We start from the raw sequence: 21432 nt of genomic DNA, 5'->3' as shown, positions 1-21432 counted from the left end.
TCAGCCTGACGAACCGTCGGGCGTCACCGATCAGACGTGAGCAGGATCCCGGTCCTGTGTCGTGCCCAGCGCAGATCCTTGTGCAGGCCGCGCGACACGCCCGACCGCGGGGGTCGGCCACGAGGTGATGGCAACAGGGCGGGACCCACTCAAGCCCGAGGAATCCCGGACACGCACGCGGCAGCTGAGAAGAAGGACGGACGAGACCTATGGCGGGACAGAAGATCCGCATCAGGCTCAAGGCCTATGACCACGAGGTGATCGACACCTCGGCGCGCAAGATCGTGGACACGGTCACCCGCACGGGTGCCAAGGTCGCCGGCCCGGTGCCGCTGCCGACCGAGAAGAACGTGTACTGCGTGATCCGCTCGCCCCACAAGTACAAGGACTCCCGCGAGCACTTCGAGATGCGCACCCACAAGCGCCTCATCGACATCATCGACCCGACGCCGAAGACGGTCGACTCGCTCATGCGCCTCGACCTGCCTGCCGGCGTCGACATCGAGATCAAGCTCTGAGGTCACTGACATGACGATGGAACGCAACCAGAAGGGCCTGCTGGGCACGAAGCTCGGCATGACCCAGCTGTGGGACGAGAACAACCGCATCGTCCCCGTGACCGTGATCGCCGCGAGCACCAACGTGGTCACCCAGGTCCGCACCCCCGAGAAGGACGGCTACAACGCCGTGCAGATCGGGTTCGGCGAGATCGAGGCCCGCAAGGTCAACAAGCCGCAGGCCGGTCACTTCACCAAGACCGCGGGCACCACCCCCCGCCGTCACCTCGTCGAGATCCGCACCGCTGCGGCCGGCGACTACACCGTGGGCCAGGAGCTCGCCGTCGACACCTTCGCCGCGGGCGAGGAGATCGACGTCACCGGCACCAGCAAGGGCAAGGGCTTCGCCGGTGTCATGAAGCGTCACGGCTTCGCCGGTGTGTCCGCCTCGCACGGTGCCCACCGCAACCACCGCAAGCCCGGCTCGATCGGCGCCTGCGCCACGCCGGGCCGAGTGTTCAAGGGCGTCCGCATGGCCGGCCGGATGGGTAGTGACACGGTCACGACCCAGAACGTCACCGTGCACGCCGTCGACGTCGAGAAGGGCCTGATCCTGCTCAAGGGTGCCGTTCCCGGCCCCCGCGGCGGGCTGATCGTGCTCCGCTCGGCTGCCAAGAAGACGCAGGAGGCCTGAGCACATGGCTATCAAGACCGTCAAGGTCGACCTGCCCGCCGAGATCTTCGACGTGGCGGTCAACATCCCCCTGATGCACCAGGTCGTCGTGGCCCAGCAGGCCGCTGCGCGCCAGGGCACGCACGCCACCAAGACGCGGGCCGAGGTCCGCGGTGGTGGTCGCAAGCCCTACAAGCAGAAGGGCACCGGCCGCGCCCGCCAGGGCTCGACCCGCGCGCCGCAGTTCGCCGGCGGTGGCGTGGTCCACGGCCCGCAGCCGCGCAGCTACGACCAGCGCACCCCCAAGAAGATGAAGGCCGCCGCCCTGCGCGCCGCCCTCTCCGACCGGGCCCGCAACGACCGCATCCACGTCGTGGAGTCGCTCGTCACCGGCGACGTCCCCTCGACCAAGAGCGCCCTGGCCAACCTGGCCGGCCTCTCGGAGCGCACGAAGTTCCTCGTGGTGCTCGAGCGCAACGACTCCGTCACCTGGCTCTCGCTGCGCAACGCGCAGCACGTGCACATCGTGGCCGTCGACCAGCTCAACACCTACGACGTGCTCGCTGCCGACGACGTGGTCTTCAGCAAGGGCGCGTACGACGTGCTCGTGAGCGCCAAGGAGGATGCCAAGTGAGCACCCTGCACAAGGACCACCGCGACGTCCTGCTCGCGCCGGTCGTGTCGGAGAAGAGCTACGGCCTGCTCGACGCGAACAAGTACACGTTCGTCGTGCACCCCGACGCCAACAAGACCGAGATCAAGATCGCGGTCGAGAAGATCTTCGGCGTCAAGGTCACCTCGGTGAACACGCTGAACCGCGCGGGCAAGACCCGTCGGACCCGCAACGGTCTGGGCAAGCGCAAGGACACGAAGCGCGCGATCGTCAGCCTCGCCGAGGGTCACCGCATCGACATCTTCGGGGGTCCGGTCTCCTGACCGGGCAGCTGGATACGAGGACATAGACAATGGCTATCCGCAAGTACAAGCCGACCACCCCGGGCCGTCGTGGCTCGTCGGTCGCCGACTTCGTCGAGATCACCCGCACCACGCCGGAGAAGTCCCTGGTCGTGCCGCTGCCCAAGAAGGGCGGTCGCAACAACCAGGGTCGGATCACCACCCGGCACCAGGGCGGCGGTCACAAGCGCGCCTACCGGATCATCGACTTCCGTCGCTACGACAAGGACGGCGTCCCGGCGAAGGTCGCCCACATCGAGTACGACCCGAACCGCACCGCGCGCATCGCGCTGCTGCACTACGCCGACGGCGAGAAGCGCTACATCATCGCGCCGAAGGGCCTGACGCAGGGCACCCCGGTCGAGAGCGGCCCCCACGCCGACATCAAGACCGGCAACAACCTGCCGCTGCGCAACATCCCGGTCGGTTCGACCATCCACGCCGTGGAGCTGCGGCCCGGCGGCGGCGCGAAGATCGCCCGCTCCGCCGGCAACAGCGCCCAGCTGGTCGCCCGTGAGGGCAGCCGCGCCACGCTGCGCATGCCCTCGGGCGAGATGCGCTTCGTCGACGTGCGCTGCCGCGCCACGATCGGCGAGGTCGGCAACGCCGAGCAGTCGAACATCAACTGGGGCAAGGCCGGCCGCATGCGCTGGAAGGGCAAGCGCCCGACGGTGCGAGGCGTCGTGATGAACCCGGTCGACCACCCGCACGGTGGTGGCGAGGGCAAGACCTCGGGTGGTCGTCACCCGGTGTCCCCCTGGGGCAAGCCCGAGGGCCGCACGCGCAAGCGCAAGGCCTCCGACTCCCAGATCATCCGTCGTCGCAAGTCCGGCAAGGGTAGGAAGTAACCGACATGCCTCGCAGCCTGAAGAAGGGCCCCTTCATCGACGACCACCTTCAGAAGAAGGTGGACGCCGAGAACGAGAAGGGCTCGCACAACGTCATCAAGACCTGGTCGCGCCGGTCGATGATCGTGCCCGACATGATCGGTCACACCATCGCCGTGCACGACGGGCGCAAGCACGTCCCGGTGTTCGTGACCGACTCGATGGTCGGCCACAAGCTGGGCGAGTTCGCCCCCACCCGCACCTACCGCGGGCACGTGAAGGAAGACCGGAAGGGCCGCCGCCGCTGATGCGGCCGGCTCTGGGAACTGGAGAGAACGAGCTATGAGCGTTACTGAGCGAGGGCGCACGAGCGCCCGACGCGAGTCGCTGCTCGGCGACCAGCCGGGCGCCTTCGCGAGCGCGCGTCACACGCGGATCACCCCGCTGAAGGCCCGTCGTGTCGTGGACCTGGTCCGCGGCATGCACGTCGACGAGGCCCTGGCCCTGCTGCAGTTCGCGCCGCAGGCCGCCTCGGAGACCGTCTACAAGGTGCTGGAGAGCGCCGTCGCCAACGCCGAGACCACCGAGGGTCTCGACCGTGGCGACCTGGTGGTCTCCGTCGCGATGGTCGACGAGGGTCCCACCATGAAGCGCTGGCGCCCCCGGGCCCAGGGCCGTGCGACGCGGATCAACAAGCGCACCAGCCACATCACGCTGGTCGTCCAGCCGGCTGCCGTGGTCGCCGAGAAGAAGGGCAGGAAGGCCTGATGGGCCAGAAGATCAACCCGAACGGCTTCCGCCTCGGCATCTCGACGGACCACAAGTCCCGTTGGTACGCCGACAAGCTGTACAAGTCGTACGTCGGCGAGGACGTCGCCATCCGCAAGCTGCTGTCGAAGGGCATGGAGCGCGCCGGGATCTCGAAGGTGGAGATCGAGCGCACCCGTGACCGTGTGCGTGTGGACATCCACACCGCGCGTCCCGGCATCGTCATCGGTCGCCGCGGCGCCGAGGCCGACCGCATCCGCGGCGAGCTCGAGAAGCTCACCGGCAAGCAGGTGCAGCTGAACATCCTCGAGGTCAAGAACCCCGAGGTCGACGCGCAGCTGGTCGCCCAGGGCGTCGCCGAGCAGCTCGCCGGCCGTGTGCAGTTCCGTCGCGCCATGCGCAAGGCGATGCAGACCACGATGCGCTCGGGTGCCAAGGGCATCCGGATCCAGTGCTCGGGCCGCCTCAACGGCGCCGAGATGTCGCGGACCGAGTTCTACCGCGAGGGTCGCGTGCCGCTGCACACGCTGCGCGCCGACATCGACTACGGCTTCTACGAGGCCAAGACGACCTTCGGCCGCATCGGCGTGAAGGTCTGGATCTACAAGGGCGAGGTCGCCGGCACCCGTGCCGAGCGCCAGGCCCAGGCTGCCGCCCGCGCCGGGGTCCCCGGTCGCGGTGGTCGCCCGCAGCGTGGCGGGGAGCGCCCGAGCCGTGGCTCGCGCGGCGACCGCCCGACGCGTGCCGACCGCGGCGCCGAGGCTCCCGCCACCACCACAGAGGCGCCGGCCGAGGCCGCTGCCCCCGTCGCCGCTGAGTCCGGATCGGAGGCCTGACCGACATGCTGATGCCCCGACGCGTCAAGCACCGCAAGCAGCACCACCCCAAGCGGACCGGTGCGGCCAAGGGTGGCACCCGTCTCGCCTTCGGCGAGTTCGGGATCCAGGCCATCGAGGGTCACTACGTCACGAACCGACAGATCGAGTCGGCCCGTATCGCGATGACCCGTCACATCAAGCGAGGCGGCAAGGTGTGGATCAACATCTACCCCGACCGCCCGCTGACCAAGAAGCCTGCCGAGACCCGCATGGGTTCCGGTAAGGGTTCCCCCGAGTGGTGGGTGGCGAACGTCAAGCCCGGCCGCGTCATGTTCGAACTCTCCGGCGTCGACGAGGGCACCGCACGCGAGGCCATGCGCCGCGCGATGCACAAGCTCCCGATGAAGTGCCGGTTCATCTCGCGAGAGGCGGGTGAATTCTGATGCCCAACGGTATCGCTGCCCACGAGCTCGACGAGATGAACGACGTCGACCTCGAGGCGAAGCTGCGCGAGGCCAAGGAGGAGCTGTTCAACCTCCGGTTCCAGGCCGCCACCGGCCAGCTCGAGAGCCACGGCCGGCTGCGCACGGTCAAGAAGGACATCGCCCGGATCTACACCGTGGTGCGCGAGCGCGAGCTCGGCATCCGCACGGCGCCGGGTTCTGACAACGAGGATGGTGCCGCATGAGCGAGCAGACTGCCGAGACCACGGAGCGCAACGCCCGCAAGGTCCGCGAGGGCCTGGTCGTGAGCGACAAGATGGACAAGACCGTGGTCGTGTCCGTCGAGGACCGCGTGAAGCACGCCCTCTACGGCAAGGTCCTGCGCCGCACGAGCAAGCTCAAGGCGCACGACGAGGCCAACGAGTGCGGCATCGGTGACCGCGTTCTGCTCATGGAGACCCGACCGCTGTCGGCGACCAAGCGCTGGCGCGTCATCGAGATCCTCGAGAAGGCGAAGTAACCCCTCGCCCTCGCCGGGCGAGATCCAACCCCACCAGTTCGGCAAGGCTCACGGCCCGCGAGGCCGGCGAGAACCAGCTCGACAACCAGGAGAAACTCAATGATCCAGCAGGAGTCGCGACTCAAGGTCGCCGACAACACCGGTGCGAAGGAGATCCTCTGCATCCGTGTTCTCGGCGGCTCGGGTCGGCGCTACGCGGGCATCGGTGACGTCATCGTCGCCACCGTGAAGGACGCGATCCCCGGTGGCAACGTCAAGAAGGGCGATGTCGTCAAGGCCGTGATCGTGCGCACCGTCAAGGAGCGTCGCCGTCCCGACGGTTCCTACATCCGCTTCGACGAGAACGCCGCCGTGATCCTCAAGAACGACGGCGAGCCCCGCGGCACGCGCATCTTCGGCCCCGTGGGCCGCGAGCTGCGCGACAAGCGCTTCATGAAGATCATCTCGCTCGCACCGGAGGTGCTCTGATGGCCAAGTCGTCCGTGAACATCAAGAAGGGCGACACCGTCAAGGTGATCGCCGGCAAGGACAAGGGCGCCGAGGGCAAGGTCATCCAGGTGCTCCGTGAGGAGCAGCGGGTGATCGTCGAGGGTGTCAACCGCGTCAAGCGGCACACCAAGGTCGTCAACCAGGGCGGCTCGGGCAGCACCGGCGGCATCATCACCGCCGAGGCCCCCATCCACGTGTCCAACGTGATGCTCGTCGAGGGCGACGGCGTGACCCGGATCGGCTTCCGCCGTGACGAGGTCACCAAGCGTCGCCCCGACGGCTCGACGTACCAGGCCGAGCGCAGCGTCCGCATCTCGCGCAAGAGCGGCAAGGAGATCTGATGACCGAGACCCAGACCCCCGACGTGGCTGCGTCCGCGAAGGTCACCCCCCGCCTCAAGACCCGCTACCGCGAGGAGATCCTCCCCGCGCTGCAGTCGGAGTTCGAGATCGGGAACGTCATGCAGGTCCCCGGCCTGGTCAAGATCGTGGTCAACATGGGTGTGGGCGAGGCTGCCCGCGACTCCAAGCTGATCGAGGGCGCCGTGCGCGACCTCACCGCGATCACCGGCCAGAAGCCGCTCGTGACCAAGGCCCGCAAGTCGATCGCGCAGTTCAAGCTGCGCGAGGGCATGCCGATCGGTGCGCACACCACGCTGCGCGGCGACCGCATGTGGGAGTTCCTCGACCGGCTGCTGTCGCTGGCGCTCCCGCGCATCCGCGACTTCCGCGGCCTCTCGCCCCAGCAGTTCGACGGCCGGGGCAACTACACCTTCGGTCTGACCGAGCAGGTCATGTTCCACGAGATCGACCAGGACCGGATCGACCGTTCCCGCGGCATGGACATCACCATCGTCACGACGGCCACGACCGACGACCAGGGCCGCGCGCTGCTCAAGCAGCTGGGCTTCCCGTTCAAGGAGAACTGACATGGCGAAGACCGCTCTGAAGGTCAAGGCCGCTCGCAAGCCGAAGTTCGCTGTCCGCGGCTACACCCGCTGCCAGCGCTGTGGCCGGCCCAAGGCCGTCTACCGCAAGTTCGGCCTGTGCCGCATCTGCCTGCGAGAGATGGCGCACCGGGGCGAGCTGCCCGGCGTGACCAAGTCCTCCTGGTAATCCTTCCCAATTCAAAGATCGCTGCAGGTCGCACCTGAGCTACAGGTGCGAAACCACGGTGGAGAAAGGGCCGCAGCAGGCCATGACGATGACAGACCCGATCGCAGACATGCTCACTCGTCTGCGTAACGCCAACCAGGCGTACCACGACGCGGTTTCCATGCCGTACAGCAAGATCAAGCAGGGTGTCGCCGACATCCTCAAGCAGGAGGGCTACATCACCTCCTACGACGTCACCGAGCCGGGTGAGGGCGAGGTCGGCAAGACGCTGACCATCACGCTCAAGTACGGCCGCAACCGGGAGCGCTCCATCGCGGGCGTGCGCCGGATCAGCAAGCCGGGCCTCCGGGTCTACGCCAAGCACACGGGTCTCCCGAAGGTGCTGGGCGGGCTGGGCGTCGCGATCATCTCGACGAGCCAGGGCCTGCTGACCGACCGACAGGCCAACCAGAAGGGCGTGGGCGGAGAAGTCCTCGCCTACGTCTGGTGACGACGAGACCGAGATAGGAGAACTGAAAGCATGTCGCGTATTGGCAAGCTCCCCGTCGCGGTTCCGTCCGGTGTCGACGTGGCGATCGACGGCCAGCTGGTGACCGTCAAGGGCCCCAAGGGTGCCCTGACGCATACCGTCGCCGAGCCGATCGCCGTGGTGAAGGGGGAGGGCGTCCTCGACGTCACCCGCCCCGACGACCACCGCATCAGCAAGTCGCTGCACGGCCTGAGCCGCACGCTCATCAACAACATGGTCGTCGGTGTCACCGACGGCTACGAGAAGAAGCTCGAGATCGTCGGCGTGGGCTACCGCGTCCTGTCGAAGGGCCCGACCCAGCTGGAGTTCCAGCTCGGGTACTCCCACCCGATCATCTTCGACGCCCCCGAGGGCATCACCTTCACCGTCGACGGCCCGACCCGCCTGGGTGTCCAGGGCATCGACAAGCAGCTCGTCGGCGAGACGGCCGCGAAGATCCGCAAGCTGCGCAAGCCCGAGCCCTACAAGGGCAAGGGTGTTCGTTACGCCGGCGAGCAGGTCCGCCGCAAGGTCGGAAAGGCTGGTAAGTGACATGGGCATCTCGCTCTCGAACAACAAGCACACCGCCGCTCGCGTCAAGTCGCGCCTGCGTCGCCAGGTCCGTGGCCGCAAGAAGGTCGCCGGCACCGCCGAGCGTCCTCGCCTGGTCGTGACCCGCTCCTCCAAGCACATCACCGTCCAGGTCGTCGACGACCTGGTCGGCAAGACGCTGGCCTCGGCCTCCACCATGGAGACCGACCTGCGCGGCTACGAGGGCGACAAGACCGCCAAGGCGAAGAAGGTCGGCGAGCTCGTCGCCGAGCGCGCCAAGGCTGCCGGTGTCGACGGGGTCGTCTTCGACCGCGCCGGCAACAAGTACCACGGCCGCGTCGCGGCCCTCGCGGACGGCGCCCGTTCGGGCGGCCTGACGTTCTGATCCAGACATCGCAAGTGAAGAGAAGAGGAACAGTCTCATGAGCGGAGCCCAGCGCGGACAGCGCAGTGGCGAGCGCCAGTCTGGTGACCGTCGCGGTCGCGACGACCGTCGCGGTGGCCAGACTGACAAGACCGCCTACATCGAGCGCGTCGTGGCGATCAACCGCGTCGCGAAGGTCGTGAAGGGTGGTCGTCGCTTCAGCTTCACCGCCCTCGTGGTCGTCGGTGACGGCGAAGGTCTGGTCGGAGTCGGCTACGGCAAGGCCAAGGAGGTGCCCGCGGCGATCGCCAAGGGTGTCGAGGAGGCCAAGAAGGCCTTCTTCCGGGTCCCCCGGATCCAGGGCACGATCCCGCACCCCGTCCAGGGTGAGAAGGCGGCCGGCGTGGTCATGCTGCGTCCCGCCTCGCCCGGTACCGGCGTCATCGCCGGTGGCCCGGTGCGTGCGGTGCTCGAGTGCGCCGGCATCCACGACATCCTGAGCAAGTCGCTCGGGTCGTCGAACCAGATCAACATCGTGCACGCGACCGTCGAGGCGCTGCGCATGCTCGAGCAGCCCGAGGCCGTGGCCGCCCGTCGTGGCCTGCCGGTCGAGGACGTCGCCCCGGCGGCGCTGCTCAAGGCGCGCACCGAGGTGCCCGCGGGCGTCTCGCAGGAGGTGTCCTCCTGATGGCACAGCTCAAGGTCCAGCAGAAGAGGGGCACGGTCGGCCTCAAGGCCAACCAGCGCGAGACGCTGCGCACCCTCGGCCTGAAGCGGATCGGTGACGTCGTCGTCAAGGAGGACCGTCCCGAGATCCGCGGCATGGTCAACACGGTCCGTCACCTGGTGACGGTCGAGGAGGTCGACTGACATGACGCTCAAGCTGCACCACCTGCGCCCCGCTCCGGGCGCCAAGACCGCGAAGACCCGTGTGGGTCGCGGTGAGGCCTCGAAGGGCAAGACGTCGGGTCGCGGTACCAAGGGCACCAAGGCCCGGTACCAGGTCCCGGTGGCCTTCGAGGGTGGCCAGATGCCGATCCACATGCGTCTGCCCAAGCTCAAGGGCTTCAAGAACCCGTTCAAGGTCGAGTTCCAGGTCGTGAACCTGGACCGGATCAGCGCGCTCTTCCCCGAGGGTGGCTCCGTCACCGTCGACGAGCTCGTGGCCCGCGGCGCCGTCCGCGACGGTCACCCGGTCAAGGTCCTCGGCCAGGGCGACTGCTCGGTCAAGGTCGACGTGAGCGCCCACGCGTTCTCGGCGTCGGCCAAGGAGAAGATCGAGTCCGCAGGCGGCACCACCAGCCTGGTCTGACCCAGCCCCGTCAAGGCGCGGCCGGCACCGCTCACCAGCGTGCTGGCCGCGCCTTTGCCGTCACTCGTGAGGCCGACGAGGTGTGGGTCACCACCCCTGTTAGGCTTCCCGAGGCTTCCATGGTCGTCCGTGGGAGCCGCTCATCGTTGTGAGGAAAGAGGATCTGCCCGTGCTAGGCGCCTTCGCCAACGCTTTCCGGACACCGGACCTGCGTCGCAAGCTGCTCTTCGTCCTGGGGATCATCGTGATCTTCCGGGCCGGGTCGCAGATCCCCGCCCCCGGCGTGAACGTCGCCAACGTCCAGCAGTGCATCGACATCGCGCAGACAGGTGACAACGCCAGCCTCTACAGCCTGGTCAACCTGTTCTCGGGTGGCGCGCTGCTCCAGCTCACGATCTTCGCGCTCGGCATCATGCCGTACATCACCGCCAGCATCATCCTGCAGCTGCTCGTCGTGGTCATCCCGCGGCTCGAGGCGCTGAAGAAGGAGGGCCAGGCGGGCCAGACGAAGATCACCCAGTACACCCGCTACCTCACCCTGGGCCTCGCGCTGCTGCAGGCCACGGGCATCGTCGCGCTGGCGCGATCGGGCAACCTGCTGCAGTGCAACCTGCCGCTGCTGCACAGCAACGGCACGCAGACCTTCCTGGTCATGGTCATCACCATGACCGCCGGCACCGCGGTGATCATGTGGCTCGGCGAGCTCATCACCGAGCGCGGCATCGGCAACGGCATGTCCATCCTGATCTTCACCCAGGTCGTCGCGACCTTCCCGGCCGCGCTCTGGGAGGTCCAAAAGAGCCAGGGCTGGTGGGTCTTCGGCCTGGTCATCGCGATCGGCCTGGTCATCATCGCCGCGGTCATCTTCATCGAGCAGGCCCAGCGCCGGATCCCGGTGCAGTACGCACGCCGCATGGTCGGACGCAAGATGTTCGGCGGCAGCTCGACCTACATCCCGCTGAAGGTCAACCAGGCCGGCATCATCCCGGTCATCTTCGCCTCCTCGCTGCTCTACCTGCCGGCGATGGCGGTGCAGTTCAACCAGACCAACCCCTCGCCGTGGGTGGAGTGGATCAGCAAGTACTTCGTCACCGGGGCCCACCCGCTCTACATGGCGACGTTCTTCCTGCTCATCGTCTTCTTCACCTACTTCTACGTCTCGATCACCTTCAACCCCGTCGAGGTGGCCGACAACATGAAGAAGTACGGCGGCTTCATCCCCGGGATCCGGGCGGGCAAGCCGACCGAGGACTACCTGTCCTACGTCCTGTCCCGCATCACGCTGCCGGGCGCGCTCTACCTCGGACTGATCGCCCTCATCCCGCTCATCGCCCTCGTGCTGATCGACGCCAACCAGAACTTCCCGTTCGGTGGCACCTCGATCCTCATCATGGTCGGCGTCGCGCTGGACACGGTGAAGCAGATCGAGAGCCAGCTCCAGCAGCGAAACTACGAAGGATTCCTCCGCTGACATGCGAATGATCTTCATGGGCCCGCCCGGGGCCGGCAAGGGCACCCAGGCCAAGTTCGTCGCCGAGCACTTCGGCATCCCCGCCATCTCCACCGGCGACATCTTCCGCGCCAACGTCTCCCAGGGCACCCCCCTCGGCGTCGAGGCCAAGCGGTACATGGACGCCGGCGACTACGTGCCCGACGAGGTCACCAACCTCATGGTGCGCAACCGCATCGACGAGGACGACGCCACGCCCGGCTTCCTGCTCGACGGCTACCCGCGCACGCTGGCGCAGGTCGAGGAGCTCGACGGGATGATCGCCTTCACCGGCCACTCCCTCGACGCCGTGGTCGTGCTCACCGTCGACGAGGACGAGCTGGTGGCCCGGCTGGTCCAGCGCGCCCAGGTCGAGGGTCGCGCCGACGACACCGAGGACGTCATCCGACGCCGCCAGGAGGTCTACGCCGAGCAGACCGAGCCGCTCATCGGGGTCTACCGCGACCGCGGCCTGCTGGTCGAGGTCGACGGCATGGGCGAGGTCGCCGACGTGACCAAGCGGATCTTCGACGCCCTCGACGACCTGCCGCAGAGCTGACCGTGGGCCTGCTCGACCGCGGCCTGGAGATCAAGACCCCGGAGCAGGTCGTCGCGATGCGTCGCGCCGGCCTGCTCGTGGGGGAGACCCTGGAGCTGCTGCGCTCCGCGGTGCGTCCCGGCATCAGCACCGCCGAGCTCGACGCCGTGGCCGAGGACGCGATCCGCAGCGGCGGGGGAGTGCCCTCCTTCAAGGGCTACCACGGGTTCCCCGCCTCGATCTGCGCCTCGGTCAACGACCGGGTGGTGCACGGCATCCCCGGCGCCGACGAGGTGCTGGCCCCCGGTGACGTCATCTCCATCGACTGCGGCGCGATCGTCGAGGGGTGGCACGGCGACGCCGCGATCACCGTGGCGGTCGGCGAGGTGTCGGCGGAGCTCGTGGAGCTGATGCGCGTCACCGAGGAGTCGATGTGGCGCGGCATCGCTGCGGCGCGGCTCGGCGGACGGGTCTCCGACATCGGTCACGCGGTCGAGACCTACGTCCGCTCGCAGGGCGACTACGGCATCCTCGAGGACTACACCGGGCACGGGATCGGCACCGAGATGCACCTGCCGCCCAACGTCCCCAACTACGGCAAGCCCGGCAAGGGCCCCAAGCTCGTCCGCGGTCTGGCCCTGGCCGTGGAGCCCATGATCACCCTCGGCAGCGCCGAGACCGACGTGCTCGACGACGACTGGACCGTCGTGACCACCGACGGCAGCCGCGCCGCGCACTTCGAGCACACCTTCGCCCTCACCGCCGACGGCGCCTGGGTCCTGACCGCCCTCGACGGCGGCGAGGAGGCCCTGACCGGCCTCGGCGTCCCGTTCGGCGGACGGTGACCCCGGCGGGTACCGTGAGCCCGCTCCGCACCGGGTCCCCGACCCGGCTGCACCACTGACACCAATCGGAAAGGTCCCGTCGTGGACGTCGCCCCCTGGCTGTGGTGGACCACGGTCCTCCTCACCACCGGCCTGCTCCTCGTCGACGTCTTCGTCATCGGACGCCGGCCCCACGAGCCCACCACCCGCGAGACCTCGCTGCACCTGGCCGGCTTCGTCGCCCTCGCGGTCGTCTTCGGCCTGGGGGTCTGGTACTTCGCCGGCGGCCAGTACGGCGGGGAGTTCTTCGCCGGCTGGCTGACCGAGTACTCGCTCTCGGTCGACAACCTGTTCATCTTCATCATCATCATGACGAAGCTGCAGGTGCCGCGGCAGTACCAGCAGACCGCGCTGCTCATCGGCATCGTGCTCGCCCTGGTGCTGCGCGGCATCTTCATCGGCGTCGGCGCCGCGGCGATCGAGAACTTCAGCTGGGTCTTCTACCTCTTCGGCGCCTTCCTCATCTACACCGCCGTCAAGCTGGCCAAGGAGGGCGGCGACGACGACGAGCACTACGAGGAGCCCAAGCTGGTCGCGATCGCGCGCAAGCGGCTGCCGCTGACCGAGCACTGGAACGGCGTGAAGTTCACCGTCTCGGAGAACGGCAAGCGGATGCTCACCCCGATGTTCATCGTGGTGCTCTCCCTCGGCGTGACCGACCTGCTCTTCGCCCTCGACTCGATCCCGGCCATCTACGGCCTCACCAGCGAGCCCTACCTGGTCTTCACCGCCAACGTCTTCGCGCTGATGGGCCTGCGCCAGCTCTACTTCCTCATCGGCGACCTGCTGCAGCGCCTGGTCTACCTCTCCTACGGCCTGGCCTTCCTGCTCTTCTTCATCGGCGTCAAGCTCGTCCTGCACGCCATGCACGAGAACGAGCTGCCCTTCGTCAACGGCGGCGAGCACATCGAGTGGGCGCCCGAGGTGCCGATCTGGCTCTCGCTGCTCGTCATCGTCGGCACCCTCGCGGTGACCACCGTGCTCAGCCTGCTCAAGGACCGCAGCACCCGGCGCAAGGCCTCGATCGGCGCGGAATAGCCCTCCGCGGGGTGGGGTTGGGACGGTGATGAGCCAGTCACGCAGCCACCAGACCAGCCCCACCCTGTCCGTGCTCGACCTCGTGCCGGTGCGCAGCGACCAGACCTCGGGCGACGCCCTCGCGGCCACCCTCGAGCTCGCGCGCGAGGCCGACCGCCTGGGCTACCGGCGCTACTGGGTGGCCGAGCACCACAACATGCCGGCCGTGGCCTCGACCAACCCCCCGGTGGTGATGGCGATGATCGCCGGCGCCACCGAGCGGCTGCGCGTGGGCTCGGGCGGCGTCATGCTGCCCAACCACGCCCCGCTGGTGGTGGCCGAGCAGTTCTCGCTCCTCGAGGCCGCCTACCCGGGTCGCATCGACCTCGGCATCGGGCGCGCCCCCGGCACCGACCCGGTCACCAGCTATGCCCTGCGCCACGGGGCCGGCGGCGTCAGCGACGAGGCCGTCACCCGGTTCCCCGAGTACGTCGACAACGTGCTGGCCATGATGGAGCCCGAGGGCGTCGCCGTCGCGGTGGCGGGTCGCCAGCAGGTGCTCAAGGCGACCCCGGCGGCCGCCGGTGTGCCCGAGATGTGGCTGCTGGGCTCCTCCGACTACTCCGCCCGCCTGGCCGCGGAGAAGGGCATGCCCTACGTCTTCGCCCACCACTTCTCCGGCAGCGGCACCGCCGAGGCGCTCGAGCTCTACCGCTCGACCTTCCGCCCGTCCGCCGCACTGGCCGAGCCGCGCACCTTCCTGACCGTCAACGTCTCGGTGGCGCCGACCGCGGAGGAGGCCCGCCTGCGCGCCCTGCCGCAGCTGCAGATGATGCTGGCCCTGCGCACCGGGCAGCCGCTGCAGGCCCAGGTGCTGGTGGAGGAGGCCGAGAAGGTCCAGGCCCCGCCCGCGCAGCAGGACGTCATCGACGCGATGGCCGCGCGCTGGGTCATCGACGCCCCCGAGGCGGCCCGCGCCCGGGTGGCCGAGCTGGCCTCGACGTACGACGTCGACGAGGTCATGGTCGTGCCGGTGGCCGGAGCCCACGTGGGCACCGAGCCGGGCAGCTCGCCCGCGCGCGTGGAGGCGCTGCGGCTGCTCGCCGCGTGATCCGAGCGCAGCGCCCGGGCTGATTAGGGTTCTGGGGCGCGCGCGAACTAAACTGGCGTGTCGGCCCAACGTGGGTCTGTCCTGCGCTCCTCGAGGCTGCCCGTCCGCCGGGTGAGGAGCGCCGGTCGGCTTCACGAGGTCCACCCCCGCCCCCGGGCGGAGGAGGTTCCCGGGCCACCCGCAGGGCACCCGCCCCGCGGTGCAGCACACGGTAGACAACCGGACAACAGATTGTGGAGGACATGCCGAAGAAAGAAGGCGTGATCGAGCTCGAGGGCACCATCACGGAGGCCCTGCCCAATGCCATGTTCCGCGTCGAGCTGAGCAACGGCCACAAGGTCCTCGCCCACATCAGCGGCAAGATGCGCCAGCACTACATCCGGATCCTCCCCGAGGACCGCGTGGTGGTGGAGCTCTCGCCGTACGACCTCACCCGGGGTCGCATCGTCTACCGCTACAAGTAAGCGGTGCCGCGAGACCGCTCGCCGGCGCACGCGTCAAGCCGACAGCCCCCCGGGGCCACGAAAGGACCTCCGCGATGAAGGTCAACCCCAGCGTCAAGAAGATCTGCGACAAGTGCCAGGTGATCCGTCGCCACGGCCGCGTCATGGTCATCTGCGAGAACCCGCGCCACAAGCAGCGCCAGGGCTGAGAGGCCCGCTGCAGCCCGGCTGCACCCCGCACCACCCGCACCACCACAACTGAACACACCTCAACGTGATCGCTTAGCCGCCCTGGACGCGGCGAACCACCCCCGGAGCAGAGGCCGGGGCCCGGGCACGACGGCTCGCCGTCGAGATCCCCCCGGGGCGCGACACGACCAGAAACCTCTGTGGACTACCCGAAGGGACCGCCAGACACATGGCACGCCTCGTTGGAGTGGATCTCCCGCGCGACAAGCGCATCGAGATCGCTCTCACCTACATCTACGGCATCGGCCGTACCCGCTCCCAGCAGCTGCTCGCCGAGACCGGGGTCGACCCGAACACCCGCGTGCACCAGCTGGGTGACGAGGAGCTGGTCAAGCTCCGCGACGCCATCGAAGCCAACTTCAAGATCGAGGGTGACCTCCGTCGCGAGGTCCAGGCCGACATCCGTCGCAAGATCGAGATCGGCAGCTACCAGGGTCGCCGCCACCGCATGGGCCTTCCGGTCCGCGGTCAGCGCACCAAGACCAACGCGCGCACCCGCAAGGGTCCCAAGCGCACGGTTGCCGGCAAGAAGAAGGCCAAGTGACGCGACGGCCCGCGCCGTCCCACCTGCCCTTCCTCACCTCAACGACCAGCTACCCCAGGAGATAACGCATGCCTCCCAAGAGCCGCGCAGCGGCCGGCGCCAAGAAGGTGCGCCGCAAGGAGAAGAAGAACGTCGCTCAGGGCGAAGCCCACATCAAGAGCACGTTCAACAACACCATCGTCACGATCACCGACCCCACCGGTGCGGTGATCTCGTGGGCCTCGGCCGGCACCGTCGGCTTCAAGGGCTCGCGCAAGTCCACCCCCTACGCCGCGCAGATGGCCGCCGAGGCCGCCGGGCGTCGGGCCATGGACCACGGGATGAAGAAGATCGACGTCTTCGTCAAGGGTCCGGGGTCGGGTCGTGAGACCGCGATTCGCTCGCTGGGTGCCATCGGCCTCGAGGTCGGCACCATCCAGGACGTCACGCCCACCCCGCACAACGGCTGCCGCCCTCCCAAGCGCCGCCGCGTCTGACCCGAGACCTAGAAGGAGACTGAACCATGGCCCGTTACACCGGACCCATGACCCGGAAGTCGCGCCGTCTCGGTGTCGACCTCGTCGGTGGCGACCAGGCTTTCGAGCGTCGTCCCTACCCGCCCGGCGCCCACGGCCGCGGCCGCATCAAGGAGAGCGAGTACCTCCTGCAGCTGCGCGAGAAGCAGAAGGCCCGCTTCACCTACGGCGTGCTCGAGAAGCAGTTCCTGAACTACTACAAGGAGGCCTCGCGCCGCACCGGCAAGACCGGCGACAACCTCCTGCAGCTGCTCGAGTGCCGTCTCGACAACGTGGTCTACCGTGCCGGCTTCGCCCGCACGCGCCGCCACGCCCGCCAGCTGGTGACCCACGGTCACTTCCTGGTCAACGGCCACAAGGTCGACATCCCGTCGTTCCAGGTGACCGCGCACGACATCATCGACGTCCGCGAGAAGTCGCTGGAGACCACGCCGTTCATCGTCGCGCGTGAGACCCACGGCGAGCGCGTCGTCCCGGCCTGGCTCGAGGCCCTGCCGAACCGCATGCGGATCCTGGTGCACCAGGTGCCGACCCGGGCGCAGATCGACCTTCCGGTCCAGGAGCAGCTCATCGTCGAGTACTACTCGAAGAAGTGACCCTCGGGTGTCGCCCCCGTCCTCCGGGCCGGGGGCGGCGCCTGTTGCTGCTCCACCCTCCCTTTCCACATCCTCGCAGTTCGGGCCCGTCAAATAGCGGGTGGGCCCGGAAAGGAAAACACCAGTGCTCATCGCACAGCGCCCCACCCTCTCGGAAGAGTCCGTCGACGAGTTCCGCTCGCGCTTCGTCATCGAGCCCCTCGAGCCCGGCTTCGGCTACACGCTCGGCAACTCGCTGCGCCGCACGCTGCTCAGCTCCATCCCCGGCGCCTCGGTCACCAGCATCAAGATCGACAACGTCCTGCACGAGTTCTCGACCATCGACGGCGTCCGCGAGGACGTCACCGAGCTGATCCTGAACCTCAAGGGCCTCGTGGTCTCCTCCGAGCACGACGAGCCGGTCACCATGTACCTGCGCAAGTCGGGTGCCGGTGACGTCACCGCGGCCGACATCGCGCCCCCGGCCGGTGTCGAGGTGCACAACCCCGACCTCAAGATCGCGACCCTGTCCGAGAAGGGCAAGATCGAGATGGAGCTCGTCGTCGAGCGCGGCCGCGGCTACGTCTCGGCCGTGCTGAACAAGGGCGCCGACAACGAGATCGGCCGCATGCCGGTCGACTCGATCTACAGCCCCGTGCTGAAGGTGACCTACAAGGTCGAGGCCACCCGCGTCGAGCAGCGCACCGACTTCGACAAGCTCGTCATCGACGTCGAGACCAAGCCCTCGATCCGTCCCCGCGACGCGATCGCCTCGGCCGGCAAGACCCTCGTCGAGCTCTTCGGCCTCGCCCGCGAGCTCAACGTCGAGGCCGAGGGCATCGACATCGGCCCCTCGCCGGTCGACGAGCAGCTCGCCGCCGACCTCGCCCTCCCGGTCGAGGACCTGCAGCTGACCGTGCGGTCCTACAACTGCCTCAAGCGCGAGGGCATCCACACCGTGGGTGAGCTCATCAGCCGCTCCGAGCAGGACCTGCTCGACATCCGCAACTTCGGCGCGAAGTCGATCGACGAGGTCAAGGCCAAGCTGGTCGAGATGGGCCTGTCCCTCAAGGACAGCGCCCCCGGCTTCGACCCCCACGCCGCTCTCGCCGCCTACGGCGAGGACGACGACGACGCCTTCGTCGAGGACGAGCAGTACTGAGTCCCAGCACCACCCCGCTCCACCCCCGCACCACCCGCAGCACCCAGCCCTGACCGGCACCGCGCCGGTCGACTACCCGGGTACCTGGTACGGCCCGGGAGAAATGAGAGAGAGCCATGCCCAAGCCCAAGAAGGGTCCCCGCCTCGGCGGTAGCCCGGCCCACCAGCGCCTCATCCTGGCCAACCTCGCGACCGCGCTCTTCGAGCACGGCCGGATCACCACCACCGAGTCGCGGGCGCGCACGCTGCGTCCCTACGCGGAGAAGCTGATCACGAAGGCCAAGAAGGGCGACCTGCACAACCGCCGCGAGGTCCTCAAGACCATCCGCGACAAGGGCGTCGTGCACGTGCTCTTCACCGAGATCGCCCCGACCATGTCGGAGCGTCCCGGTGGCTACACCCGCATCACCAAGCTCGGCCCCCGCAAGGGCGACAACGCCCCCATGGCCGTCATCGAGCTGGTGACCGAGGCCTACACCCCCTCGGCTCCCCGCACCGCCGCTCCGGCTGCCGCCGCCCCGGCCGCGCCCGCCGAGGAGGCTCCCGCCGAGGAGACCACCAGCGACGAGACCGCCACCGACGAGGCGCCCGTCGAGATGACCGACGAGGCCTCGCCCGAGGGCAGCGTCGTCGCCGAGGAGCAGGCCGCCGAGGCCGACTCCGACGAGGGCGACAGCAAGGACGAGACCAAGGCCTGAGCCTGGTCCTCACCGCACCGAGGCCCGCCACCCCGCTGGGGTGGCGGGCCTCGTGCCGTTCACGGCCTCACCGGCAGCCGGGCGAGCAGCCCGGCCGCATCCAGGGTGCCCGGTGCGGCACGGGTGCGCGCCGCGGCGGCCGTCGCCTCCTGGACCAGCGCGTTGGCGGGGGTCGCGACCCCGTGCAGGCGCCCCAGCAGCACGATCTCGCCGTTGAGGTAGTCGACCTCGCTGCTGCCGGCCTCGCGGGCCAGGCTCTGCCAGGTGGAGCTGCCCGCCTCGTCGCGTCGCGCCAGCGGGCGCAGCAGGTCGCCGCGCCGCTCCCGGTCGGCCACCTCGGTCACCACGTCGACCCCGGCCGCGGCCAGCACCACCTCGCCCTCGGCGCGGACGCGGCGCACGAGCTCCTCGGCGGCGGGGGAGTCGGCGCAGGTGGCGTCGACGCCGTTGCCGAGGTTGAGCAGCAGCTTGCGGTGCTTCCAGGCCATCACGTCCTCGCGCACGACGCTGTCGAAGCCCGCGGCGCGGTAGGCGGCGCCCACCGCGTGGTCGACCTCGTCGGAGCCGACGGGGCAGCGGCCCACGTCGAGCAGGCCGGGTCGGCCCAGCGAGTGCAGCACGACCTCGCCGGGGCGCAGGTGGCTGGCCGGCATCATCACGCAGACGCCGTGCACCGCGGGCATGCGCCGCAGGGCGGCGCGCTCGTTGGCCACGCCGTTCTGCAGGCACACCAGCGGCGTGGTGGCCGGGGCGTGGGCGAGCAGGGCGTCGAGGGCGTCGGCGCTCTGGTGGGACTTCACGGCCAGGTGGACCACGGCGTCGGCGCCCCAGGCGACCTCGCCGGGGCCGCCGACGACGGGCACGTCGACGCGGCGCACGTCGTCGCCGACGGCCAGGGACAGCCCCCGGGCGCGCAGGGCCTCCAGGTGGGCACCCCGGGCGACGAGGGTGACCCGGGCGCCGGACTCGTGGAGGAGCGCGGCCACGGCGCCGCCGATCGCCCCGGCGCCGACCACGACGTGGTGGATCCGGCTCACCGGCCGCTCACCCGCGCCAGGCCCGCTCGACGAGCCGGGTCGCCTCGGCCAGGGAGAGGCCGAGGCGCCGGGCGGACTCGACGTACGCCGCCGCGGCGGCGCCGGCCGCCGGACCGGACGCGGCGGCGCCCGCGGTGACCGAGGTGCCGCGGCGCCCCTCGGTCACGACCACGCCGTCGGCCTCGAGCTCGCGGTAGGCGCGGGCCACGGTGCCGGCGGCGACGCCGAGCTCGGCGGCCAGGGCGCGCACGGTCGGCAGCCGGGTGCCGGCGGGCAGGTCGCCGGAGGCGGCTCGGCGGGCGATCTGGGTGCGCAGCTGCTCGAAGGGCGCCTCGCCGGAGGCGGGGTCGAGCGGGTGGACGGTCATGGGCTGCACGCTAGTGCCCGGCGCGGGCCGCGGTCGGGCCCGGCGTGGTAGAAGCATGCCTATGGATGCACAGGTGCTGGTGGTGGGGGAGTCGCTGGTCGACGTGGTGCACCGCGCGAGCGGGGAGCGGGTCGAGTACGCCGGGGGCAGCGCGGCCAACGTCGCGGTCGCGCTGGCCCGGCTGGGGCGCCCGGTGCGCTTCGCGACGGCCTTCGCCGACGACCACCACGGGTCCATGGTGCGCGACTACCTCGAGGCCGCCGGGGTGCGGCTGGCCTGCGACCCGGCGGCGATCGACCGCACGGCGACCGCGGCGGCGACGATCGGCGCCGACGGGGCGGCGTCCTACGAGTTCGACCTCGACTGGCGGCTGCTGCCCGTGGAGCGCGAGCCGGCGCCGGTGGCCGTACACACCTGCTCGCTGGGCGCCGTGCTGGCCCCGGGGGCCGAGGACGTGCTGACACTGCTGGAGGAGCTGCGCGGCGCCGCCACGGTGACCTACGACGTCAACGCCCGGCCCGCGATCACCGGCACCGGGCCCGACGTGGTGGCGCGCGTGGAGCGGGTGGCCCGGCTCGCCGACCTGGTGCGGGCCAGCGACGAGGACCTCGAGGCGCTGTGGCCCGAGCTCGACCTCGCCGAGGCCGTCGCGCACCTGCGGGGTCTCGGCGCGGCCGTGGTCGTGGTGACGCGCGGCGCCGACGGTGCGTCGTGGACCTCGGCCCAGGGCGAGGTCGTGGTCGCCTCGCGACGCGTCGAGGTGGCCGACACCATCGGCGCGGGCGACACCTTCGGCGCGGCGCTGGTCGACGCCCTCGCCGAGCGGGGGCTGCTCGGGGGCCGGCTCGGGCCGATCGGCGACGACGTGGTGGTCGAGGTGCTCGAGCACGCGGCGCGGGCGGCGGCGATCACCGTCTCGCGCCCCGGCGCCGACCCGCCGTGGCGCCACGAGATGGCCTGAGG

Annotated in this window: 36 protein-coding genes; 34 read left to right on the top strand and 2 right to left on the bottom strand. The window is 69.6% G+C overall.

Annotated features, from left to right (window positions below; translation table 11 throughout):
• Positions 1-209 precede the first annotated feature (209 nt).
• The 33 genes from rpsJ to rplQ all read left to right on the top strand — a co-directional run bounded on the left by rpsJ (position 210) and on the right by rplQ (position 19065).
• Positions 210-518 carry a 30S ribosomal protein S10 gene (gene rpsJ / locus ASF50_RS13970; RefSeq protein ID WP_008360994.1) on the top strand — a complete coding sequence of 103 codons (309 nt, stop codon included), beginning with the start codon at positions 210-212 and terminating at the stop codon, positions 516-518.
• 10 nt (positions 519-528) lie between these two features.
• Positions 529-1191 (top strand): 50S ribosomal protein L3, encoded by a 663-nt coding sequence (gene rplC, locus ASF50_RS13965; protein WP_082499866.1) that lies wholly within the window; start codon positions 529-531, stop codon positions 1189-1191.
• A gap of 4 nt (positions 1192-1195) precedes the next feature.
• The gene (rplD, locus tag ASF50_RS13960; RefSeq protein WP_056862074.1) at positions 1196-1804 is read left to right on the top strand and encodes a 50S ribosomal protein L4; all 609 of its coding nucleotides are present in this window, start codon (positions 1196-1198) and stop codon (positions 1802-1804) included.
• A complete protein-coding gene (gene rplW, locus ASF50_RS13955; RefSeq protein ID WP_056862075.1) occupies positions 1801-2106 on the top strand; it encodes a 50S ribosomal protein L23 in 306 nt (101 codons plus the stop codon). Before rplD ends, rplW begins: the two co-directional genes overlap by 4 nt.
• A 29-nt stretch (positions 2107-2135) precedes the next feature.
• Entirely contained in the window at positions 2136-2972 is an 837-nt protein-coding gene (rplB, locus tag ASF50_RS13950) for a 50S ribosomal protein L2 (RefSeq protein WP_056862076.1), read from the top strand.
• A 5-nt stretch (positions 2973-2977) separates the two neighbouring features.
• Positions 2978-3259 carry a 30S ribosomal protein S19 gene (rpsS, locus tag ASF50_RS13945; RefSeq protein WP_056599671.1) on the top strand — a complete coding sequence of 94 codons (282 nt, stop codon included), beginning with the start codon at positions 2978-2980 and terminating at the stop codon, positions 3257-3259.
• 34 nt (positions 3260-3293) lie between these two features.
• A complete protein-coding gene (gene rplV, locus ASF50_RS13940; RefSeq protein ID WP_082499867.1) occupies positions 3294-3719 on the top strand; it encodes a 50S ribosomal protein L22 in 426 nt (141 codons plus the stop codon).
• Positions 3719-4555: a 30S ribosomal protein S3 gene (gene rpsC, locus ASF50_RS13935; RefSeq protein ID WP_056862077.1), complete on the top strand. Its 837-nt coding sequence runs from the start codon at positions 3719-3721 to the stop codon at positions 4553-4555. The genes rplV and rpsC overlap by 1 nt, the downstream gene beginning before the upstream one ends.
• A gap of 5 nt (positions 4556-4560) precedes the next feature.
• Positions 4561-4980: a 50S ribosomal protein L16 gene (rplP, locus tag ASF50_RS13930; protein WP_056862078.1), complete on the top strand. Its 420-nt coding sequence runs from the start codon at positions 4561-4563 to the stop codon at positions 4978-4980.
• A complete protein-coding gene (rpmC, locus tag ASF50_RS13925; RefSeq protein WP_056862079.1) occupies positions 4980-5225 on the top strand; it encodes a 50S ribosomal protein L29 in 246 nt (81 codons plus the stop codon). Before rplP ends, rpmC begins: the two co-directional genes overlap by 1 nt.
• The gene (gene rpsQ, locus ASF50_RS13920) at positions 5222-5500 is read left to right on the top strand and encodes a 30S ribosomal protein S17 (protein ID WP_056862080.1); all 279 of its coding nucleotides are present in this window, start codon (positions 5222-5224) and stop codon (positions 5498-5500) included. Before rpmC ends, rpsQ begins: the two co-directional genes overlap by 4 nt.
• Positions 5501-5599: 99 nt before the next feature.
• Positions 5600-5968 carry a 50S ribosomal protein L14 gene (gene rplN, locus ASF50_RS13915; RefSeq protein WP_056862081.1) on the top strand — a complete coding sequence of 123 codons (369 nt, stop codon included), beginning with the start codon at positions 5600-5602 and terminating at the stop codon, positions 5966-5968.
• Positions 5968-6330: a 50S ribosomal protein L24 gene (rplX, locus tag ASF50_RS13910; RefSeq protein WP_056862082.1), complete on the top strand. Its 363-nt coding sequence runs from the start codon at positions 5968-5970 to the stop codon at positions 6328-6330. Before rplN ends, rplX begins: the two co-directional genes overlap by 1 nt.
• Complete coding sequence (gene rplE / locus ASF50_RS13905; RefSeq protein ID WP_056862083.1) at positions 6330-6917, top strand: 50S ribosomal protein L5; 588 nt, start codon at positions 6330-6332, stop codon at positions 6915-6917. Before rplX ends, rplE begins: the two co-directional genes overlap by 1 nt.
• A gap of 1 nt (position 6918) precedes the next feature.
• Positions 6919-7104 carry a type Z 30S ribosomal protein S14 gene (locus ASF50_RS13900; protein ID WP_011757321.1) on the top strand — a complete coding sequence of 62 codons (186 nt, stop codon included), beginning with the start codon at positions 6919-6921 and terminating at the stop codon, positions 7102-7104.
• 82 nt (positions 7105-7186) lie between these two features.
• A complete protein-coding gene (rpsH, locus tag ASF50_RS13895; RefSeq protein ID WP_056862084.1) occupies positions 7187-7594 on the top strand; it encodes a 30S ribosomal protein S8 in 408 nt (135 codons plus the stop codon).
• 30 nt (positions 7595-7624) lie between these two features.
• Entirely contained in the window at positions 7625-8164 is a 540-nt protein-coding gene (rplF, locus tag ASF50_RS13890; RefSeq protein ID WP_056862085.1) for a 50S ribosomal protein L6, read from the top strand.
• Position 8165: 1 nt separating this feature from the next.
• On the top strand, positions 8166-8549 hold the full coding sequence (rplR, locus tag ASF50_RS13885; protein ID WP_056862086.1) for a 50S ribosomal protein L18: 384 nt from the start codon (positions 8166-8168) through the stop codon (positions 8547-8549).
• A gap of 37 nt (positions 8550-8586) precedes the next feature.
• The gene (rpsE, locus tag ASF50_RS13880; protein WP_056904804.1) at positions 8587-9216 is read left to right on the top strand and encodes a 30S ribosomal protein S5; all 630 of its coding nucleotides are present in this window, start codon (positions 8587-8589) and stop codon (positions 9214-9216) included.
• A complete protein-coding gene (gene rpmD, locus ASF50_RS13875) occupies positions 9216-9398 on the top strand; it encodes a 50S ribosomal protein L30 (protein ID WP_056862088.1) in 183 nt (60 codons plus the stop codon). The genes rpsE and rpmD overlap by 1 nt, the downstream gene beginning before the upstream one ends.
• A gap of 1 nt (position 9399) precedes the next feature.
• Positions 9400-9840 (top strand): 50S ribosomal protein L15, encoded by a 441-nt coding sequence (gene rplO / locus ASF50_RS13870; RefSeq protein ID WP_056862089.1) that lies wholly within the window; start codon positions 9400-9402, stop codon positions 9838-9840.
• Between the two features lie 169 nt (positions 9841-10009).
• Positions 10010-11311, top strand: a complete 1302-nt coding sequence (gene secY, locus ASF50_RS13865) for a preprotein translocase subunit SecY (RefSeq protein ID WP_056904803.1) — start codon at positions 10010-10012, stop codon at positions 11309-11311.
• 1 nt (position 11312) lies between these two features.
• The gene (locus ASF50_RS13860; RefSeq protein ID WP_056862091.1) at positions 11313-11888 is read left to right on the top strand and encodes an adenylate kinase; all 576 of its coding nucleotides are present in this window, start codon (positions 11313-11315) and stop codon (positions 11886-11888) included.
• 8 nt (positions 11889-11896) lie between these two features.
• On the top strand, positions 11897-12712 hold the full coding sequence (gene map / locus ASF50_RS13855; protein ID WP_414855742.1) for a type I methionyl aminopeptidase: 816 nt from the start codon (positions 11897-11899) through the stop codon (positions 12710-12712).
• An 81-nt stretch (positions 12713-12793) separates the two neighbouring features.
• Positions 12794-13789, top strand: a complete 996-nt coding sequence (locus ASF50_RS13850; protein ID WP_056862092.1) for a TerC family protein — start codon at positions 12794-12796, stop codon at positions 13787-13789.
• Positions 13790-13817: 28 nt separating this feature from the next.
• A complete protein-coding gene (locus ASF50_RS13845) occupies positions 13818-14879 on the top strand; it encodes an LLM class flavin-dependent oxidoreductase (protein WP_056904802.1) in 1062 nt (353 codons plus the stop codon).
• Positions 14880-15121: 242 nt separating this feature from the next.
• Positions 15122-15343: a translation initiation factor IF-1 gene (gene infA / locus ASF50_RS13840; RefSeq protein ID WP_026145687.1), complete on the top strand. Its 222-nt coding sequence runs from the start codon at positions 15122-15124 to the stop codon at positions 15341-15343.
• Between the two features lie 74 nt (positions 15344-15417).
• The gene (rpmJ, locus tag ASF50_RS13835) at positions 15418-15531 is read left to right on the top strand and encodes a 50S ribosomal protein L36 (protein WP_056862094.1); all 114 of its coding nucleotides are present in this window, start codon (positions 15418-15420) and stop codon (positions 15529-15531) included.
• Between the two features lie 209 nt (positions 15532-15740).
• Entirely contained in the window at positions 15741-16115 is a 375-nt protein-coding gene (gene rpsM / locus ASF50_RS13830; RefSeq protein ID WP_056862095.1) for a 30S ribosomal protein S13, read from the top strand.
• Between the two features lie 68 nt (positions 16116-16183).
• Positions 16184-16591: a 30S ribosomal protein S11 gene (gene rpsK, locus ASF50_RS13825; RefSeq protein ID WP_056862096.1), complete on the top strand. Its 408-nt coding sequence runs from the start codon at positions 16184-16186 to the stop codon at positions 16589-16591.
• Between the two features lie 26 nt (positions 16592-16617).
• Entirely contained in the window at positions 16618-17226 is a 609-nt protein-coding gene (gene rpsD, locus ASF50_RS13820) for a 30S ribosomal protein S4 (RefSeq protein WP_056862097.1), read from the top strand.
• A 124-nt stretch (positions 17227-17350) separates the two neighbouring features.
• Positions 17351-18367, top strand: coding sequence for a DNA-directed RNA polymerase subunit alpha (locus ASF50_RS13815; protein ID WP_056862098.1), 1017 nt, complete (start codon positions 17351-17353; stop codon positions 18365-18367).
• Positions 18368-18483: 116 nt separating this feature from the next.
• Complete coding sequence (gene rplQ, locus ASF50_RS13810) at positions 18484-19065, top strand: 50S ribosomal protein L17 (protein ID WP_056904801.1); 582 nt, start codon at positions 18484-18486, stop codon at positions 19063-19065.
• Positions 19066-19124: 59 nt separating this feature from the next.
• Here rplQ and ASF50_RS13805 read toward each other — a convergent pair whose 3' ends face one another.
• Both ASF50_RS13805 and ASF50_RS13800 read right to left on the bottom strand, forming a co-directional pair.
• The gene (locus ASF50_RS13805) at positions 19125-20102 is read right to left on the bottom strand and encodes a ketopantoate reductase family protein (protein ID WP_235557668.1); all 978 of its coding nucleotides are present in this window, start codon (positions 20100-20102) and stop codon (positions 19125-19127) included.
• Positions 20103-20109: 7 nt separating this feature from the next.
• Positions 20110-20469: a GntR family transcriptional regulator gene (locus ASF50_RS13800; protein ID WP_056904800.1), complete on the bottom strand. Its 360-nt coding sequence runs from the start codon at positions 20467-20469 to the stop codon at positions 20110-20112.
• Positions 20470-20530: 61 nt separating this feature from the next.
• Here ASF50_RS13800 and ASF50_RS13795 point away from each other — a divergent pair, with 61 nt between their 5' ends.
• Positions 20531-21430, top strand: a complete 900-nt coding sequence (locus ASF50_RS13795; protein WP_228942203.1) for a PfkB family carbohydrate kinase — start codon at positions 20531-20533, stop codon at positions 21428-21430.
• Positions 21431-21432: the final 2 nt, after the last annotated feature.

The organism is Nocardioides sp. Leaf307, assembly GCF_001423135.1.
Taxonomy (GTDB): Bacteria; Actinomycetota; Actinomycetes; order Propionibacteriales; family Nocardioidaceae; genus Nocardioides; species Nocardioides kribbensis.
Note: the sequence above shows the minus strand (reverse complement) of the source record. Positions and strands in the feature narration are given on the sequence as shown.